The organism is Type-E symbiont of Plautia stali (assembly GCF_059731115.1).
This window is the reverse complement of record NZ_AP035906.1, coordinates 162,397-181,164: the sequence shown is the minus strand read 5'-3', so window position 1 is coordinate 181,164 and position 18,768 is coordinate 162,397. Positions and strand designations below refer to the sequence as shown.

The following is an 18,768-nucleotide window of genomic DNA, read 5'->3' as shown; positions in this document are numbered from 1 at the left end:
CAAGCATACGCAGCCAACGCACCTGCAATTTGAAGTAGGACGGGGATATAATGCGCCGAACATTATACATACATACAGAGACACCAACATGGCGAAAACCGCGGCAGCTTTGCACATCCTCGTCAAGGATGAAGCGCAGGCCAAATCCCTGCTGGCCCAGCTGGAAAAGGGCGCAAACTTCCAGCAGCTGGCAAAAAAACACTCCACCTGTCCATCGGGACGTAACGGCGGCGATCTGGGTGAATTTCGTAAAGGCCAGATGGTGCCCGCCTTTGATAAGGCGGTGTTCTCCTGCCCGCTATTGCAACCTTACGGGCCGGTGAAAACCGCCTTTGGTTATCACATCATCAAAGTGCTGTGGCGCAACTGATCACTTTTTACTTTTCATCTGCTGCAACACGTTGCTGCACTGGTTGGCATCTGTATCACTGGGTGAAATCAGTGCCAGCAGTGCGGCGGCCGGCGCCACCACTGCGCCCAGCGCCACCGCAGCAGCGCCACGTGCGATCAGCGGCCCGGCTTTCACTCCCGCATCCGGATTTTTGAAGGTGCCACGCACATACAGTGGCGATCGCAAGGTGATGATACGAATGCCTTTGCTCTCTGGATTAATGGATAAGTCCATCCTTTCATTGGCAAAGTTAACGTTGCCGGTGACATTAATCACCGCATTCTCCGTATCCAGCACAAACACTTTCGGCGTGGCGAGACCCTGACGGATATTGAGATCGGTGGCAGCACAGTTGATGCGCACCTCATCATCGCCAAACAGTTTGCCGACCACATAGTTACCGACATTCAGGCCGGCAATCTCCATCAGACTACGGCTGATCAATCCGTCATTCATCAGCAGTTTCAGCTCGCCGTTGCTGGTCCCCAGAATATCCGCCACCGAGTTGCCGGTACCGCTCAGGCTGGCATCCCCGTTTAACTGACCCAGGCTACGCTGCATCGCCGTGACATTCGGGAACAGCTGACGCAGTTGCAGCTTACGCGCATGCAAATCCGCGCGCCCGCGCATCGGGCTTTTATCCCCTTCCAGATGAATGGTGGAGTTGATACTACCGCCCGCCATGCCGAAGCGCAGCGGATCGAGCAGCAGGTCACCGTTTTTCAACTGCAGATGGGTATAAAGGTCGCTAAGCGGCAGCTTGCTGCTGTGTTCGATGCGTTTTCCGCTGAATTTCACATCCGCATCCATCACGTCCCAGCTTTTGGTATCAAACTTGTCATGTGGCAGCACGCGATCGGCCGGTTGAGTCGAAGCGTCACCACGCTGGGCTTTAGCCTGCTGGGTTTTCTCACTGCCCTTGCCCGAATTCACGCCAATCAGCGGGCCTAAATCCGCCATGCGCAACTGGTTCGAGGTTAATTCTCCGGTCAACGTTGGGCGCGGTTTCACCTGGTGATAAGCCAGCGAGCCGTGAATATCGCTATCGCCAATATGCCCATTGAAGTTTTCGTAACGGAACAGCGGCCCTTTCTCTTCATTGAAGCGCGCGATCAAATGGCCGTCAGTTTCGTACGGCGGCGTATCAGGCAGCAGCACGCCGGTTAAACCGTACAGATTCGCCAGCGTATCGCCAGCAAAGCGCAGACGCACATCCAGCCCGCCGAGATTTAAAGGATCCTGCAACGTCCCGTCAACGCGCACGCGCGTGGTGCCGTTGCGCACATCCACCTGCAGTGGGAACGGTGTGGTTTTGCTGCGCAACGAGAGCATGCCGCCGATCTTGCCGTCGCCAGTCAGTTTCTGATCGTTGTATGTCCCCTCCGCCTGCCAGCCAAAGACAAAATCGCCCGCGCCTTTCTGCTGGTCGTTACCGCCCGCTACCTGCGCGTAAGGCACCGGTTTGCCCAGTGGATTAAGGGTGACGGTCACATCGGCTTTATTGATGGCATCGCGATAGCGAATCTGACCTTTGTCGAACAGAATATTATCGAGGCGGAAAGACCAGGCAGAAGGCGGCGCATTGGCATCGCTGTTCTCGCTGCTGGCTAAGTTGAAGGTCCAGTTATTCTTTTTATCCGCCGTCTGCACCAGCCGCGCATCGGGCAGCTGCATTTTAATCCACGGCAAATAAACCTGTTTATGCAGGAGCGCCAGCGGCGCAAGCGTGGCTTCAACGCGCTGCAAATGCACCATGGTGACATCGGGAATATTCGGCGGATTGCCCAGCATAATGTCATCAGCATGCACCTGCGGCCACGGCACCCAACTGCGCCAACCGGGTTCTTCGCGATTGCGCACCCAGGCAACACCCAGATCACCACGAATGGCGAAAGGCCGGTTTAACTCAGTGGAGACTTTTTGGTTGATGGTTGGCTTCAGGCGGTTCCAGTCAAACGTGGCGATAATCACCACCACCACCACAACCAACAACAATAAAATCCCGAAAACCCAACTCAGGACTTTTCCCGTACGTGACATTCTGCTTCCTCCTTGCCCTCAACGTCTCACATAACTGTAGTCGAGACGTTGCGGATCGGGATCAGGGAAGCTCGAGCGCCAGGGATTCCAGCGTGCTGAAGGGAACAGGCCGCGAGAAGAAATAGCCTTGTGCCGCCATTGCAGGCGAATTGCGCACCTGCTGCCACTCCTCTTCGGTCTCCACGCCTTCAACAATAACGCCGTTGCAATAGCGATTGATCAACGCCAGTAGCATGGAGAACAGCGAGCGGCCTTCATCGGTAGAGCGCAGCAGCATGAACAGTTCGCGCGACAGTTTAATGTAGTCATAGCGCAGCTCAGTCAGCGCAGAGAAGTTTGCCATGCCTGATCCAAAGTCATCTAGCCACAGCGGGCCCAGTTCAGGCATCTTCGCCACCATCTCTTCCTGCGGCAATGCATGGTGCTCCGTGAGTTCAAATCGCACCCAGGGGAGTTGCGTAATCAACTGGCGGATATCGTCATGCTGCTCAATGGCTAACAGCGTCGGACCATCAATATTCACCGAGGCCACCAGCTGACGCTGACTGAAAAAGTGTGACCACTGTAATAACAGCTCAAGCTGTTCCTCGACGACATCAAGGCGCTGCGCGATAGTCAGCGCATCAAAATAGGTTTCGGGCGACAACCTTTTCTCTGGTGCGGAGGGGTGTGTCACCGCAGTCAGTAATTCAATAGCCAGTAAACGGCCGGAGACCTGGTAAATCGGCTGGAAAGTATAGAATCGTTGGCACTGCTGCCAGAAGAAACGCGTTTCCTGTTGTTGCTCCAGTTCAATTGAAATAGGCAGCCGATGACTTAAATTGTTCATCACCATGGTTTTTTCCTGGTAGGTGGTGGGTGCCTGCAAATTGTTTCTCAGCGGCAAGTATCGGCGAGTAACACGATAACTTTATTGGTCTCAGCCACCTCACGAGCAGTTGAGTGTATCAGCGCGTTTCAGGCTTAATCGGCAAAACAAGCGGCGCTTTGTCCGTTAAATCGCCGTGGAAAGTGGGTGCAGGCACCTTAAGTTAAATTAAAACATCGTTTTAAAAACCATTGACAGCTGCCATACCAGACGCGAGACTCGAGGGCAGAATTCACTACAGGCCGAAGACCATGACGCAGAAGAACATTGCCATCATTGGCGAATGCATGATTGAGCTGTCCGAAAAAGGTGAGAACATCAAACGTGGCTTTGGCGGCGACACGCTAAACACGGCGGTTTATCTGGCACGCCAGTCAGATAGCCAGCAGCTGCGGGTGGACTATGTCACCGCGCTGGGCACCGACAGTTTCAGTGACCAGATGATCGCTGCCTGGCAGCAGGAGCAGGTTCACACCCAGCTCATTCAGCGTCTCGACAATAAAATGCCGGGCCTCTATTTCATTGAAACCGACGAACACGGCGAGCGCACCTTCTGGTATTGGCGCAATGATGCCGCTGCGCGCTTCTGGCTGGATGGCCCAGAGTCTGACGCGATTTGCGCCCAGTTGGCCCACTACGATTACCTCTATCTCAGCGGTATAAGCCTGGCGATTCTGCCGGCCACCAGCCGAGAGAAACTGATGGCACTGCTCAGCGCCTGTCGCCAAAACGGTGGCAAGGTCATTTTCGATAACAATTACCGTCCACGTCTGTGGGCAGACAAATCCAGCGCGCAACAGGCTTATGCCGAGATGCTGCATCATGCCGATATCGCCTTCCTGACGCTGGATGATGAGCACCTGCTGTGGGGTGAACAGCCGCTGGACGCAGTGATTGCACGCACGCGCGAAGCCGGTGTGCAGGAAATCGCCATCAAACGCGGTGCCGATTCCTGTTTAGTGGCGATAGGCGATGAGCCGCTGCGTGAAGTGCCCGCCATCAAGTTGGCAAAAGAGAAGGTGATCGACACCACTGCCGCAGGCGACTCTTTCAGCGCCGGTTATCTGGCCGTACGTTTAGCCGGAGGGAGGGCAGAAGATGCGGCCGCGCGCGGTCATCTCACCGCCAGCACGGTGATCCAGCATCGCGGAGCCATTATCCCTTTAAGCGCTATGCCGCAATAACCCTCCCCTCAACATTTCCCAGCGGCGCTATTTCAGGCACGACGCCTGGCGCCGCTGGATATCCGTTGGCACGATGCATGGCGCCAATCGTTCACTTTGCCGCTGTTGATTTGATAATCACGACTTACACAATGCACAGGATAATTTGCCTTAAATCCCGAGATTACACTGTGAATTTTAACTAACCTCGCCAGCGATCCATCTTTGGCTCATATCCGCCTACGCCAGTTTAGCAGCCCTTACCATATCAATTTAAATTCAATAGATTACCGACAGAAATCGGGCCGCCAGGCATAGTCCGAAACTGCAGAAATGGTGGGTTTTCGGCTGGACGCCAGCGCGAAAACAGACCATGTTTTAATCAATAACAGCAGGACGCTGTTAATCCGGCCGCGAACAAAATAATGACAACACGACTCGCTCAGGACTGATTTATGCACACAGAAATCATTAATATCTGGCCACACGGTGATGCGCCAGGCGCGAGTGATTCGCGCGCTCAACCGCAAATCGTCGATCTCGCCAAAGAGTACGAACCCTATGACCGCGCCGCGACCGGCGTGCGTTGCCCTGAAATGGCAATCTGGCACCCGGAAACCTCCAACGGCATTACGCTGCTGGTGGCGCCCGGCGGCGGCTATCAGCGAGTGCTGATTGACCGTGAAGGCAGTGCCCTCGCCACGTTCTTCACATCGATGGGGTATACGCTGGCAGTGATGACTTATCGCCTGCCCTACGATGGCCATCACGAAGGTCCCGATGCCCCACTGGCCGATGCACAACGTGCGGTGCGCGTGTTGCGCGATCGTGCGCAGCGCGGCATGAACGGCAAATACATTGTGATGATGGGCTTCTCAGCGGGTGGGCACGTGGCTGCCAGCCTGGGGACGCGCTTTGGTGAGAAAATTTATCCGGTGCAGGATCAGGCCGACAGCTTCTCGCCGCGTCCAGATGCCATGGTGCTACTCTACCCGGTGATCAGCATGCGCGACGGTCTGGCACACGAAAGCTCGCGCACTCGCCTGCTCGGCGCATGGCCGGATCAGAGGTTGATTGATGCGTATTCCATGGAAACGCGCGTACATGCGCAGACACCGCCCACGCTGCTGATTCACGCTAGCGATGATGACGCGGTTTCGGTGAACAACAGCATGGTGTTTTTCAGCGCCCTGCGTGAGCACAAGGTGCCGGTGGAAATCCACTTTTATCAGAAAGGCGGCCATGGATTTGGCATTCGCGGCGTCGCTGATCTGCCCCTCGCCAGTTGGCCGATGCTGGTCACCGAATGGCTACGCGCTAAGACATAATCCCCTTCATAATTTGAACCGCAGCGGCGCTGGCTGCATGCAGTCACCCCAGTCACCGGCTTAAGTCAGTGACTGGCGATGAACATACTTGCCGCCTTACTGCAGCTCAAATTATTTCAGGGATAATTCATGCCCTGAAACGCAGCGACGTGGCTGCATGGATGTGATGTTCAAAAGCGCCTCAAGGCGCTTTTGTGCTGCTACTCAAATTATTTTGGCGATCTCATATGCCATGAATCATAAGACTTGATGACTCGGCCATGAATGATAAATCCTGCGTCATGACGAGGGTTGAGCCGGGTCGGTCGCGCTCGCGCTGCCGTTACTTTCCGGTTTAGCTTCATCAGAAGCCGCCGGTGCCGCAGGCGCATCCGGTACCTTCATCACTTTATCCCAGCCGTCCTGCAGCATCTTCACGTTGGTCTCAGCTTCACCTTGTGGTTGAATCAGCACCATCGTCAGTTCCTGCGTCAGTTGCTGGCGCAATTCCTGATTCAGCTGGTCACGCGTCAACCCACTGAGAAACGCCTGACGCAGCTTTTGATACTGCTCCGGCGCGATATCCACCACCGCATTCTGCTGCGAGCGCAGACGCTGCCCCATCAAGATATCGGTATCCGTGCGCGCATAGGTGGCGAACAGCTTATTCAGTTCCAGCAACTTCTGCGCCATCAGCGCATCAAACTCATCCTGCGGTAACCCTTTATCACGTACTGCCGCCAGTTCTTTCGCCACCTGGTTCATGTTCTGCGCCAGCGATGCGTTCGGGCTGTCCATGTTGATGGAACACTGCGCACGCTGGTAAAGCACGCGGCAATCAAAGCCCACCTGCACGCTCTGTGCTTTGCTGTCCGCCAGCGCGCGTTGCACATGCCAGAACAGCGCTTCACGCGCCAAATCACTCTGCCAATAGTGCTGTAAGTTCTGTGAGTCACGAATCGGTTGCCACGGCGTATCCCACACCAGCGACAGGCGATCCTGACTCATCCCGCCATTCACCAGATTGACGGGCTGATGCGGCAAAGGAGAGAGCGTAGGCAGCGCTGCGGGCGCAACCCGTTTACCCTTCAGCGCGGAGAAGGTTTTGTTAATTTGTTCTGCCATGCTGCGGCTGTCAACGTTGCCCACCACATACAGGGTCATGCCATCCGGCGTGTACCACTGCTGATAGAAGCTGTTGAGCTGTGCAATATCCACCGGCGCGCGCGGTTGTTCGCCCGGATCGTGCGCAAGCATCGCGGAACCTTTCAGACGGTAACGCCACCAGACATCCTGGGTATTTGGCGGCCAGGTGGCGATGGGATCGGTCGCGGTCAGCGCGGTCGAAACCACCTGCTCATTAATGGTCATTTTCCCTGCGGTCGCCGCCAGCCAGTTCAGCGCTTCTTTCAGCAGCTCCGGGCGGTTGTTGGGCAAGCTCAGGTTGTATTGGGTGTAATCGTACGATGAGATCGCTGGCGGCAACGGGCGTTGCGGATCCATGGCTTGCTGCCACAGTGCACGCTGTTGATTGGTATCCAGCGCGGTGTTGTGCACCATTGCCAGACGCGGTATCAGATGGCTGAAACCGGTTTGCTGAGCGCTCTCCACCAGTGAACCGGTGTTAACAATCAGACGTAATTCAATACGATCGCTTGGACGTTGTGGCGTGGTGAGTAACTGCCAGCTAAAACCATTGTCCAGTTTGCCTTCCTGCCACGCGGGATCGGGCTGGAGTGTCTCGGCGTGCGCGCCAAAGCCGGATGCCGCAAGGATTAATCCGCCAACCAAAAGTCGAATTCTGGTGCCCTGCATGTGAACCCCTACATAAACAGATCAACGCTCGTTATCGCGACATGTACGGTCACATCTTTGGTGACCGGCGCGGCCCATAGCCGCCACGTTTAATGAAGAACAGACTCTTTGACCACAGGAAGGTCAGGATGTCGCGCAACGAGGTAAAAAATCGGGAAAAAAATCAATGGGGTTTATTATGCAAATGCCCGCTGTCAGGGCAAGCGACAGCGGGCATTTCTCAGGAAATTAACGCAAATAGACGATCAGACGCTGGTTTGTGAGGCGTTATTGACCTTTTTCGCTGAAGAAAGCGTCGCTTTCATCTGCTTCTCATCCAGCTGACCGACCCACTTCGCCACAACAACCGTCGCCACGCCGTTACCCACCAGGTTGGTCAATGCACGCGCTTCGGACATAAAGCGGTCGATACCCAGAATCAGCGCCAGACCCGCTACCGGCAAATGTCCGACTGCAGACAAGGTGGCCGCCAGCACGATAAAGCCACTGCCGGTTACGCCCGCTGCGCCTTTTGAGGAGAGCAGCAGCACCACTAACAACGTGATCTGGTGGAAGATATCCATGTGCGCATTAGTGGCCTGGGCAATGAATACCGCCGCCATGGTCAGGTAAATCGAGGTGCCATCAAGGTTAAAAGAGTATCCCGTTGGAATAACGAGACCCACCACTGATTTCTTACAACCCAGCTTCTCCATCTTGTCGAGCATACGCGGCAGCGCAGATTCAGATGAAGAGGTACCCAGCACGATCAGCAGCTCTTCTTTGATGTAGGCGACAAATTTGAAGATGTTAAAGCCGGCCCAGCGTGCAATTAAACCTAACACCACCACCACAAACAGTACGCAGGTGATGTAGAAGCAGATGATCAGCTGACCGAGCTGCACCAGTGAGCCCACGCCGTATTTACCAATGGTAAACGCCATGGCACCGAAGGCACCGATCGGCGCAAGGCGCATAATCATATTGATAACGCCGAAGATCACTTTGGAGAAGCTCTCAATGACGTTAAACATCACAGTACCGGCGTTACCCAGACGATGCAGGGCAAAACCAAACAGAATGGCGAACAGCAGCACTTGCAGGATATTACCGCTGGCAAAGGCACCGATTACACTACCCGGAATAATATCAAGCAAGAAGGCAACAACACCCTGTTCTTGCGCCTGTTGGGCGTATACCGCCACGGCTTTGGCATCCAAAGTCGCGGGATCAACGTTCATCCCCGCGCCCGGCTGCACCACATTAACCACGACCAGGCCAATAATCAGCGCTATGGTACTGACAATTTCAAAGTAGAGCAGCGCAACTGCGCCAGTCCGTCCAACTGCTTTCATGCTCTCCATGCCGGCAATACCGGTCACCACCGTACAGAAAATCACGGGGGCGATGATCATCTTGATCAGCTTAACGAAACCATCGCCAAGCGGCTTCATTTGCGCGCCTAACTCAGGATAGTAGTGGCCTAACAGGACGCCGATGCCGATGGCAACCAGCACCTGGAAGTAGAGGCTTTTGAACAGTTTCATAACAGGTGTCCAGGTATAGACGGAATTCACCGCCGTTATTATGGAGAACGCATGCGGCAAGCCGCCTGGAAGCGAAAAACCTTACCGATTGCGGGAAAATAACACTCCGATAACAGGATTAATATACCCTTACATTCCTTACAAAAGTTACAAAACTCTAACTATGAACTGAAACGCTTCAGCAAACTATCTGACTGCAATTTCGTTAGGAAAATCAATAAACAATGTGATTATTCAGGATGTGACGAGCTGTCAAGCCAGCGTTGGTTGAAGACGTTAAGAGGGAGCGCTTCAGCGTATAAGTAGCCTTGCCCTATAGTAATTCCGCGTGCCAGCAGCCAGTCTCGCTGCTCATCGGTTTCCACGCCTTCAGCAATAACATCAAGATGAATGATGTCCGCAATCGCCGCGACAATACGCACCATGGTGTCATCATCCGGTAGCGCCGCGACAAAACTACGGTCCATCTTCAGCTTGTTCACCGGCAGCGCTTTAAACTGATGCAGGTAATTGAGATTGGAGTAACCCATGCCAAAATCATCCAGCGCCACGGCCACGCCGGTTTGCTGCAGTGAACGCAGCAGCGAAATCGCTTGCTCGGCATCGCCAATCTGCGCGGTTTCGGTAATTTCCAGCACGAAATTGCCGGGTGCAATACGATGGCGCTCCAGCAAGCCTTGCAAATGGCTCACCATGCTGGGGTCACGCAACTGAACTGCCGATATATTGACGCTCAGCGGAATATTGATGCCCAGCTTCTGCCACGCGGCAAGGATGCGGCAGGCTTCTTCAAACACCCAGCGCCCAATCGCGGAAATCACCCCAATCTCTTCCGCGCTGGCGATAAACTCTTCTGACAAACCATAGCTGCCATCCGGCATACGCATACGCAATAGCGCTTCCGCGCCCGCCAGCTCACCGGTTTGCATATTGATTTGCGGCTGCAGATAAAGTGCAAATTGACCATCCTGCAACCCCTGCAGGATATCGTGCTCCTGCGTCAGGCGTTTTTGCGCCCGCTCAGTCAGCGCCGGATCAAAGAACAGAATCTGGTTTTTGCCTTGATGACGCGCCGACATCATTGCCGAGGTCGCGCGGTCGAGTTGCTCGCTGGCACTGACGACGCTGTCATCATGCAGCGCCAGGCCAATACTGGCGTTTGGACGCAGCTGAAGCTGATGCAGGTTCACCGGCTGGTTAATGCGAATCATCAGGTTGCGCGCCAGACGCATGGCGCGGAACGGGTTGTGCGCGCGCTTCATCAGTAGCGCGAAATCACTGGGTCCGGTTTGCGCCAGCAGGGTGTGGTCGTCAACGGTGCTTCGAATCTTCTCCACCAGCGTCAGCATCAGGGTGTCGCGCTGTTCATCACTGAGAACGCCATTGGCTTCCTGCAGTGTTTCGATACGAATCACCATCAATCCCCACGGCTGACGGCTATGGCGATGACTGGCGTGCTGATCCAGTAACGCCAGGAACAGGGCACGGTTGGGCAGGTCGGTCACGGCAAAATGGGTGGTCATGCGACTCATCTCATCATGAATCGACTCCAGCACCTGTTGATTGCGGTTGTAGCTGCGGATCAGCATGCCGATTTCATCGTCGCGATGATTATGCGGCAGGTCGAGCTTGTGCGTGAGAATGGCCTGCGGTGGCAACTCCTGCAAATCACGCGACAAACTTCTCAAAGGATGGACGATCAGGCGATTGATACACCAGCTAATCGACACCGAAAGTATCAGCGCCAGCAGCAAATAGGTGGTAATCATGGTGGAGAGCGTGCTGAGCAGGAACTGGTATACCCGTGAGGAGTCGGCCTGCAGCACCAGATAGGCGATAGGCTTCGGCAGTCCAGTACGCTCTACCGAATAAAGCGGCAGCGTGATTTGCACCGGCAGTTCAAACAGACGTGCCACGAAGCGCGGCACCGGTTTTTCCGGCACAAAATCGGCATGCAGCGCCTGAAACGCATTCGGCAATACCACATCGGCACGCGACAGGATGCCCGCCGGTTTCAACGTATTCAGGATGCGTTCAGCTTGCGGAATATCGCCTTTCAGAACGGCTTCCGACAGCGGCTGGCGCACCGTGTGCGCGATATTTTCCATCTGCTGGGCGTAGTCAATCCTGCGCTGCTGCACAAAGTGGAATAACTGGATGACGATAAAAATGCTGATGGTCACCATTGCCACGGCGGACACCGTTGCCATCTGTTTTATCGTTAACGAGCGACTGACGCGCAACAAAACCCTCTCCCGACCACTTAAATCGACTATGTATACCCTAAATTATTCAAGGTGCAGGCAGGCGGCAAGGGAATGAATCCCCAGGAGCTTACTCAGGTAAGTGACTGGGGTAAATGAGCACAGCCAACGCACCTGCAACTTGAAGAATGACGGGTATAGATGAAATGCGCAGCGAGTATATCGCAGGTCAGCATTTTTATGCGCCGGGATAAAGTCGAAAAAAGGCAGGAAGGGCAAGATAAAGTGGTGATTAGGAATTGTGCACGTTAAAGTCGCGGCGCAAAGTTTGCGCCGCGCCCCCTGCTATTGCGGATAAGGCACCCAATCGCCGCCGTTCAGACGAATCCAGGGTTTACCCTGATACATCATCACCACCGCATTATCATTCTCGGACACCACCGGTGATTGCGGCAAATTATCCGCTAACACCGACATATTGACGTTCGGCGCGTTAAACACCTGACCATCCACCACACGGGAAATGATTTCGGAAATCGCCAGCAGACTGGTCGGCGTATCAATGCTCAACGGCTGTCCCTGGTGTGGCGCTTTCATCCCGACAAACTTAATGCCCACCGGCACATGCGTAATGCTCGGACTGGGAATATCACGCAGACCAGACATCTGCATTTTATCGCCCTGCAGCGCAGCACCGTGCTCCGGTACCACCAGCACCATCACGCGGCGTCCTGATTTCTCCAGATTGGTCAGGAATGTATCCAGCTGATCAAACAGCATTTTAGCGCGCGGCTGCCAGTCAGCGGTGCGCGTGCTGCCGAGTTCGCGCGTGCCGTCATGCAACGGAATCAGGTTATAGAAGGTGGCACTGCGCGCATCGCTGCTTTTAGTCCGATCGTCGAGCCAGCGCTGCATCAATTGCCCGTCATTGAACACTGGCGAACCATCAAAGGAGGTCAATTCTGGCGCAATTCCCGCTTGTGACATCAGCGGTGCCTGCAAATTGCCCTCTTCACGCAGCTCTTTGAGATAGTTACCAAACACGCCGGTATGATCCATCATCAGTTCCTGCTTAAAGCCCAGTTTCGCCAGGTTATCAAACAGGTAGCAGCGCTGGTCGGTGGCCTTATACAGATTGGAGTGTGAGGTCTGGCCGCAGCTGGCACGCAGCAAACGAATCCCCGCCGGACCGCTGTAACCGGTGGCAGAATTGTAATTGTTCAGCAGGATATCGAAATGCTTCCACAATGGATGGTCGCGCAACTGTGCTACATCCATGTCCGACCATGACAGCGAACAGATGTTGATCACTAAAATATCAAACGGCTGCGAATCCGCGGGCAGCGCATCCGGGAAATGGGTGGCGCGCTGGCGCTCACTGTCGTAGAAACGATTGAGCCAGGAGGTCAGATTGGCACTGGTCGGGGGTGCAGATTGATCCAGTCCCTCCGGTGCTTTGGTCGCGGCTGGAGGGTTATTCAATGCCACTTCCGGTGTCGCCGCTTTGGTTGGCAGCAGATTCATCGCCGGTCCGGCAATGGTCAGCACGTTAAGCCAGATCAGCATCAGTGAAACCAGCACCGTGATGCGGATCCACTGCGCCACGAACATATAGATCACCAGCAGCACAAAGCCTGCGCCAATCATTTGCCAGTTGATAAAGCGCTCCAGCAGATCGAGCAGATAAGCTGAGGAGAAGCCCGCGACCTGGCTACCCTGGCTCATGATCGATTCCAGCCCCGGCAGCCAGGTGTCATGCCAGAACAGCGCAAAGCCAATCGGCAAGGATACCCAGTGACGCACACGATGCACACGAAGTGACGGCAGCGGGAACAGCAGCCACGCCAGGAACACCAGATTGCTCAGCGCATGAAAATTAAGGTAGCCGTACCACAACAGACCAAATTTGATCAGGAAGTAGAAATTCCAGCCGCCGAGACCGCGCCACCACGAACCGTGCAGCGTCGAAGGTTTGTTATCACTCATTACGGTTTAGTATCCGTTTTATTCGGTTTGCGTTGCCACTGCCCTTCCGACTTCAGCGCACGCGGTGGCAGCAGACGCATCAGCAGGCTGGTGCTACTGCGCGGTAACCAGCGCACAAACAACGATTTCAGGAACAGTAAAATTAATAACAGCAGGATCGCCACCTGCACCCAATCCATCAGTGTCATCAGCGGCGATCTCCATCAAGGTTGAGAACAATAGGTTGCGGGGTTTGCGCCCCACGCAGGTCAGAAGCGGACACCTTGTTTGCCCGCGGGGCCTCAATCGGTGCCATCGGCACTTCACGCTGCGCCACCGGCGTCAGCTGGCGAATCTTGTGCACTTCCGACAAAATCTGGTTGTCCTCGAACCACACCACGCGGTTACTAAACAACTCATCGTGCGGCAGCGAGAAAATCGATTTCAACGCAATATCCAAATCGTTGAAGCGGCAGGATGACAGAAACAGATAGATGCGATCGTTAATCAGCGTCACCAAATCACCAAAACGACGCGGTTTACACAGCGTCAGAATCTGCTCGGGTTTCAGCTGCGGCACCGGGCGCAATGCCACCATCAGCCCCTTGTCGTTTTCCGGCAGCAGCGTATTACTCATCAGCTGCTGTACCGCCGAGCAGAACGGCTCCAGCTGCAAATAGCCTTTTTGCTGCAGCGGCTGTAATGCCTGCATCAGCGCGGGCAAGTTGGCCGGAACATGACGCGTAAACTGCTGGCCCTGAATCCCTTCCAGCGTGGTGAGAAAGCGTGACAGCGTTTGTGCACCGGGCACGATGGCATTGACACCACACGCCAGCAATAACCGCTCATCGCTATACCTAAGACTGGTACTGATTTCGCGTACCACAATCTTTAATGCGTTACCGCGTGAGCGGCGCAAACTGTGGACCATTTTTGCCAGGGCATTGATATCCTGGTTATGGGCCAGACTAAAAATGACCGTGGCGGCGTTGGCCTGTTGCGCACGCGAAAATACGCTTTCATTATCACTAAACAGCTGCCACTGGCTGGAAAGCGGCGGTGCGCCTTCCAGCACCCCTTCTTGTGCCAGAAACTGATTTTCATCATTAAGGCTAAGGGGGATGGTTTGCTCAACGTCATTAATGGCAATGAATTGATTATTATTACAACTCAGGCGAATCGCACGGTCAGCCAGTAATTTGTCTGCGGAGTACCACCAGTTAATTCGATATTGCCAGCTATCCTGTTGAAATTCTAAATGTGCGACACCATCAAGTTGGCGAAAATAACGCTGTAGATGGTTACGCAGATGAATAATCGACGCCCCCGAGGTGATCAGTAACAGCGTGATTTGTTTTTTGATCAACAACCGCCGCATGCGTTTCACCCAAAGCGTGAGTTCATCCTCGGATAATTTACTCCACTGCGCAGCGTTGCTGTAAAACAGCACTAAACCACTGCGGCTATTCAGTACACGCGCGAAATCATTCTCCAGATGCTGCAGGCCGGTTTTATTGGCCGGCAGCGAAAATAAGGGAATGCGCGCTGGGCCCGTCAGCGGGTCCGGCGTAAGTAAAGACTGAGGCTTCTCATCAGAACTGACCAGGGTTGCCGCCTGTTGATGGCTCACTACCTGACGCAGCAGTACCCGCGCATCTTCCTGACGCTGACTGGTAATCCAATAAAACCCCGGATTTTGCAGGGTGACTAATTCCTGCTGAACTTGTTGTAGGCCAAGCGCATAGCGATTTTTCATATTTGTTTCGCGATCAGAACAATCCAGGCTAGTTTAATATAGACGGCGACGATTGGAACTGCTGAAATAAATAAAACCTGCGCTATCTCAAATGATATTGATTTTTACATAGTCTGCGCATTTTTCCGGGTTTAAACTTTACAAAAAATAGAACCACAATTCATCCATTGCTGTTTTTTGGTGGCAAAAAGTAATGAAAACAGAGAATGCCTTTTCGCTGATCGCGTCTACCACTGAAGATCAGGATGACATTAATACCCTGAGCGAAGCCTTTTCCCTTAAGGCATTTCGTTACATTGATATTGCCCGCGAAGAGCGACTGAATAGTCTGCTGACGCGCTGGCCGCTGCTGCGTGAATTATCCGCCGACCAGGAGCCTGAACGCTAATGCCGGTCATTGCCTTACAAGGTTTGCGCGGCGGTTGTGGCGCAACATCACTCAGTGCGGCACTTGGCTGGGCGCTCAATGCTTTACAGGAGTCGGTGCTGGTCATCGACTTTTCTGATTCGAATCAACTGGCTGCCCATTTTAACTTGCCGCTCAATCACACCCAGGGCTGGGTTCCTGCGCTGCTGGAACAGCAGCCGTGGCAGCAGTGCGCGCAGCGCTATCAAACCGGTTTGGATTTCCTGCCGTTTGGCGCATTAACCTCTCAGCAGTGCTTAAGTCTGCAAAACGCCGACACCTCGTTCGCCACGCCGTTACTGAAGGCGTTGCCGGCCCTGAAATCACACTATCGCTGGGTGATCCTCGACCTTCCAGCGGATCTGCTGCCGTGGCAACGATCCTTCGCCCTCCACGCCGATCGCCTGCTGCAGGTGCTATCGCTGGATGCTAACTGCCAGTTGCGGTTGCACCATCCGCGTTTTTTGCCGCACACGCTGTTTCTGATCAATCAATTCAATGCCAACAGCCAGCTGCAACAGGATCTGCATCAGCTGTGGCTGCGCACGCTGAAGAATCTGATTCCGCAGGTGATTCACCGCGATGAAGCACTGGCAGAAGCCTTAATGATGAAACAACCGGTGGGTGAATATCGTCCTCATGCGCTGGCGAGCGAAGAAATCAATACGCTGGCGAACTGGCTATTGCTGAACGTTGCGGGCGGTGCGGCGTGAATCCGTTGCGCTGGCTGCTGGTACCTCAGGCCTGGCAGGCGCTGCAAAGCCGTGCCCGCGTGGCGCGCCAGCACGGCGCGGGCCGCTTAACCGTGATGTTGCATCTGCTATGGTGCGTGCTCGCCTGGTCGCTGCTGCGGCTGGAAATGCCCGGCTGGCAGCGCTTGCTGCAACAGCGTCAGCGATACTATCCGCAAATCTCGCCGCTACGTCCACGCCCGTTAGACGTTGTGCGTTACGCCATGCAGAGCTTGTGGCTGATGCTGGTGTTACCGCTCGACAACAGCGCGCGCAGCGAGCGTAAACGGTTTAACGCGTTTGGCCCCCTGTTCCGCTGGCGTCAGCAGTTTTATCAGTGGCTGGGAGCGCTTCCCGCGCACATAGCGAAAACGGGCATTCATCTGCGTACCGAACAGCAGTTGCAGAAACTACCACCGCGTGTACGCCAGCTGCTGTTTATTGTCGCGGCGATTGTCGCCAGCCTGCTGGCGCTGTTGTGTATTTCACAGCCATTTGGCATCACCACGCAATTTGTCTTTGTACTGCTGCTGTGGGGCCTGGCGATGATGGTGCGCCGGGTGCCGGGCCGCCTCTCTACTATCATGCTGATTGTGCTGTCACTCACCATTTCCTGTCGTTATTTGTGGTGGCGCTACACTGAAACCCTGAACTGGGACGATCCGCTGAGTCTGACATTCGGTCTGCTGCTGATTGGCGCTGAAACCTACTCATGGACGGTGCTGGTACTGGGCTATTTCCAGACGCTGTGGCCACTCAATCGCCAGCCGGTCTCCATGCCACCCGAGATCACTTCCTGGCCCAGCGTCGATATCCTGGTGCCCACCTACAACGAACCGCTGAGCGTGGTGAAACCAACCATTTATGCCGCGATGGGCATCGACTGGCCGCAGGACAAGCTCAACATCTATATCCTTGATGACGGTACGCGCGAGGAGTTTCGCGAGTTTGCCGCCAGCGTTGGGGTGAATTACGTGGTGCGCCCCAGCCACGAGCACGCCAAAGCGGGCAACATCAACCATGCCTTGAAAGTGGCCTGCCGCAGCGATTACGTGGCGATTTTTGACTGTGACCACGTACCGACGCGCTCATTCCTGCAGATGACCATGGGCTGGTTCCTGAAGGATCACCGCCTTGCGATGCTGCAAACGCCGCACCACTTCTTCTCGCCCGATCCGTTCGAGCGTAACCTTGGTCGCTTCCGCCAGACACCCAATGAAGGCTCGCTGTTTTACGGCCTGGTGCAGGACGGTAACGATACCTGGGATGCGGCGTTCTTCTGCGGCTCTTGCGCCGTATTGCGCCGCGCCGCGCTGGATGAGATTGGCGGCATAGCGGTGGAAACCGTAACCGAAGATGCGCACACCTCGCTGCGTCTGCATCGTCAGGGTTACACTTCCGCCTATATCCGTATTCCACAGGCGGCGGGCCTCGCCACCGAGAGTTTGTCCGCACACATCGGCCAGCGTATTCGCTGGGCGCGCGGCATGGTGCAGATTTTCCGCCTCGACAATCCGCTGATGGGCAAGGGCCTAAAGCTGGTACAGCGGCTGTGCTACGCCAACGCCATGTTGCACTTCCTCGCCGGGATTCCACGTCTGATCTTCCTGCTGGCACCGCTGGCGTTTCTGCTATGCCACGCCTACATCATCTACGCGCCGGCGCTGGCGATTGCAATCTATGTACTGCCACACATGGTGCACACCAGCCTGACCAACTCCCGTATTCAGGGACGCTGGCGTCACTCGTTCTGGAGTGAAGTGTATGAAACCGTGCTGGCGTGGTACATCGCGCGTCCCACCACCGTCGCGCTGTTCAACCCGCACAAAGGCAAGTTCAACGTCACCGCAAAAGGTGGCCTGGTCGAAGAGCGCCACCTCGATTGGGTGATCACCAAGCCCTACATGATGCTGGTGCTGCTGAATATCGCGGGCATCGGCATGGCGTTCTGGCGCATGGCGTATGGCCCGGCTAACGAGTTACTCACCATCTGGGTCAGCCTGGTGTGGGTGGTGTACAACATGATTATTCTCGGCGGTGCCGTAGCCGTTTCGGTGGAAGCGCGCCAGATTCGTGAAGCACATCGCGTGGAGATCGCCATGCCCGCCGCCATTGCACGTGAAGATGGCCATATGGTGCCGTGCACCCTGCGCGACTATTCAGATGGTGGTGTCGGTGTTGAACTGCGTGAGGCGGATGCACTGAAAGAGGATGAGCCGGTGTGGCTGCTGCTACGCCGTGGCCAGCAGGAGTTCAGCTTCCCGTGCCAGGTTCAGCGTGTATTTGGCCGTCGCGCGGGGATTCGCCTGCATCAGCTCACCACCCGCCAGCATATTGAATTTATCCAGTGTACCTTCGCCCGCGCCGACACCTGGGCGCTGTGGCAGGACGGCTTCCCGGAAGATAAACCGGTGCAGAGTCTGGCCGATATTATGGTGCTGGGTTTCAAAGGTTACCTGCGTCTGGCGGAGTATGGCCCTGCCCCGCTGCGCCGTCTTTTCCGTGCACTGACTTCCCTGGTGAGCTGGCTGGCAACACTGCTGCCGCAGGGCATTAGCCGCGCACCTGCGGCAATCAAAACCGATTTTTCATAAGT

Annotated in this window: 14 protein-coding genes; 6 read left to right on the top strand and 8 right to left on the bottom strand. The window is 55.0% G+C overall.

Annotation, left to right across the window (positions count from 1 at the left end):
- The first annotated feature begins 88 nt into the window (after nt 1–88).
- Nucleotides 89–370: a peptidylprolyl isomerase PpiC gene (gene ppiC, locus AC6I8L_RS00795; protein WP_034827827.1), complete on the top strand. Its 282-nt coding sequence runs from the start codon at nt 89–91 to the stop codon at nt 368–370.
- Here ppiC and AC6I8L_RS00790 read toward each other — a convergent pair whose 3' ends face one another.
- Entirely contained in the window at nt 371–2,431 is a 2,061-nt protein-coding gene (locus AC6I8L_RS00790) for an AsmA family protein (RefSeq protein ID WP_058960382.1), read from the bottom strand. It lies immediately after the preceding gene.
- Nucleotides 2,432–2,492: 61 nt separating this feature from the next.
- Nucleotides 2,493–3,266, bottom strand: coding sequence for a cyclic-guanylate-specific phosphodiesterase (pdeH, locus tag AC6I8L_RS00785; RefSeq protein ID WP_038643818.1), 774 nt, complete (start codon nt 3,264–3,266; stop codon nt 2,493–2,495).
- A 284-nt stretch (nt 3,267–3,550) separates the two neighbouring features.
- Here pdeH and kdgK point away from each other — a divergent pair, with 284 nt between their 5' ends.
- Together kdgK and AC6I8L_RS00775 are read left to right on the top strand one after the other, a co-directional pair.
- Nucleotides 3,551–4,483 carry a 2-dehydro-3-deoxygluconokinase gene (kdgK, locus tag AC6I8L_RS00780; protein WP_058960383.1) on the top strand — a complete coding sequence of 311 codons (933 nt, stop codon included), beginning with the start codon at nt 3,551–3,553 and terminating at the stop codon, nt 4,481–4,483.
- 434 nt (nt 4,484–4,917) lie between these two features.
- A complete protein-coding gene (locus AC6I8L_RS00775) occupies nt 4,918–5,790 on the top strand; it encodes an alpha/beta hydrolase (protein ID WP_034827823.1) in 873 nt (290 codons plus the stop codon).
- A gap of 279 nt (nt 5,791–6,069) precedes the next feature.
- On the opposite strand, the gene AC6I8L_RS00770 is transcribed toward AC6I8L_RS00775, so the two are convergent.
- The 6 genes from AC6I8L_RS00770 to bcsE all read right to left on the bottom strand — a co-directional run bounded on the left by AC6I8L_RS00770 (nt 6,070) and on the right by bcsE (nt 15,035).
- On the bottom strand, nt 6,070–7,584 hold the full coding sequence (locus AC6I8L_RS00770; protein ID WP_058960384.1) for a M16 family metallopeptidase: 1,515 nt from the start codon (nt 7,582–7,584) through the stop codon (nt 6,070–6,072).
- A 245-nt stretch (nt 7,585–7,829) separates the two neighbouring features.
- Nucleotides 7,830–9,110: a dicarboxylate/amino acid:cation symporter gene (locus AC6I8L_RS00765; RefSeq protein WP_034827821.1), complete on the bottom strand. Its 1,281-nt coding sequence runs from the start codon at nt 9,108–9,110 to the stop codon at nt 7,830–7,832.
- Between the two features lie 230 nt (nt 9,111–9,340).
- On the bottom strand, nt 9,341–11,353 hold the full coding sequence (hmsP, locus tag AC6I8L_RS00760; RefSeq protein ID WP_182057602.1) for a biofilm formation regulator HmsP: 2,013 nt from the start codon (nt 11,351–11,353) through the stop codon (nt 9,341–9,343).
- Nucleotides 11,354–11,659: 306 nt separating this feature from the next.
- A complete protein-coding gene (gene bcsG, locus AC6I8L_RS00755) occupies nt 11,660–13,300 on the bottom strand; it encodes a cellulose biosynthesis protein BcsG (protein WP_058960385.1) in 1,641 nt (546 codons plus the stop codon).
- Nucleotides 13,300–13,488: a cellulose biosynthesis protein BcsF gene (bcsF, locus tag AC6I8L_RS00750; protein ID WP_034827815.1), complete on the bottom strand. Its 189-nt coding sequence runs from the start codon at nt 13,486–13,488 to the stop codon at nt 13,300–13,302. Before bcsF ends, bcsG begins: the two co-directional genes overlap by 1 nt.
- Nucleotides 13,488–15,035 carry a cellulose biosynthesis protein BcsE gene (gene bcsE / locus AC6I8L_RS00745; protein ID WP_058960386.1) on the bottom strand — a complete coding sequence of 516 codons (1,548 nt, stop codon included), beginning with the start codon at nt 15,033–15,035 and terminating at the stop codon, nt 13,488–13,490. The genes bcsF and bcsE overlap by 1 nt, the downstream gene beginning before the upstream one ends.
- A gap of 193 nt (nt 15,036–15,228) precedes the next feature.
- On the opposite strand from bcsE, the gene bcsR reads away from it, so the two are divergent.
- From bcsR to bcsA, 3 genes are read left to right on the top strand one after another with little or no spacing between them, the layout of a single operon-like run.
- Nucleotides 15,229–15,423 (top strand): cellulose biosynthesis protein BcsR, encoded by a 195-nt coding sequence (gene bcsR / locus AC6I8L_RS00740; RefSeq protein ID WP_034827811.1) that lies wholly within the window; start codon nt 15,229–15,231, stop codon nt 15,421–15,423.
- Nucleotides 15,423–16,154, top strand: coding sequence for a cellulose biosynthesis protein BcsQ (gene bcsQ, locus AC6I8L_RS00735; RefSeq protein ID WP_058960387.1), 732 nt, complete (start codon nt 15,423–15,425; stop codon nt 16,152–16,154). The genes bcsR and bcsQ overlap by 1 nt, the downstream gene beginning before the upstream one ends.
- Nucleotides 16,151–18,766 carry a UDP-forming cellulose synthase catalytic subunit gene (gene bcsA / locus AC6I8L_RS00730; RefSeq protein ID WP_058960388.1) on the top strand — a complete coding sequence of 872 codons (2,616 nt, stop codon included), beginning with the start codon at nt 16,151–16,153 and terminating at the stop codon, nt 18,764–18,766. Before bcsQ ends, bcsA begins: the two co-directional genes overlap by 4 nt.
- Nucleotides 18,767–18,768: the final 2 nt, after the last annotated feature.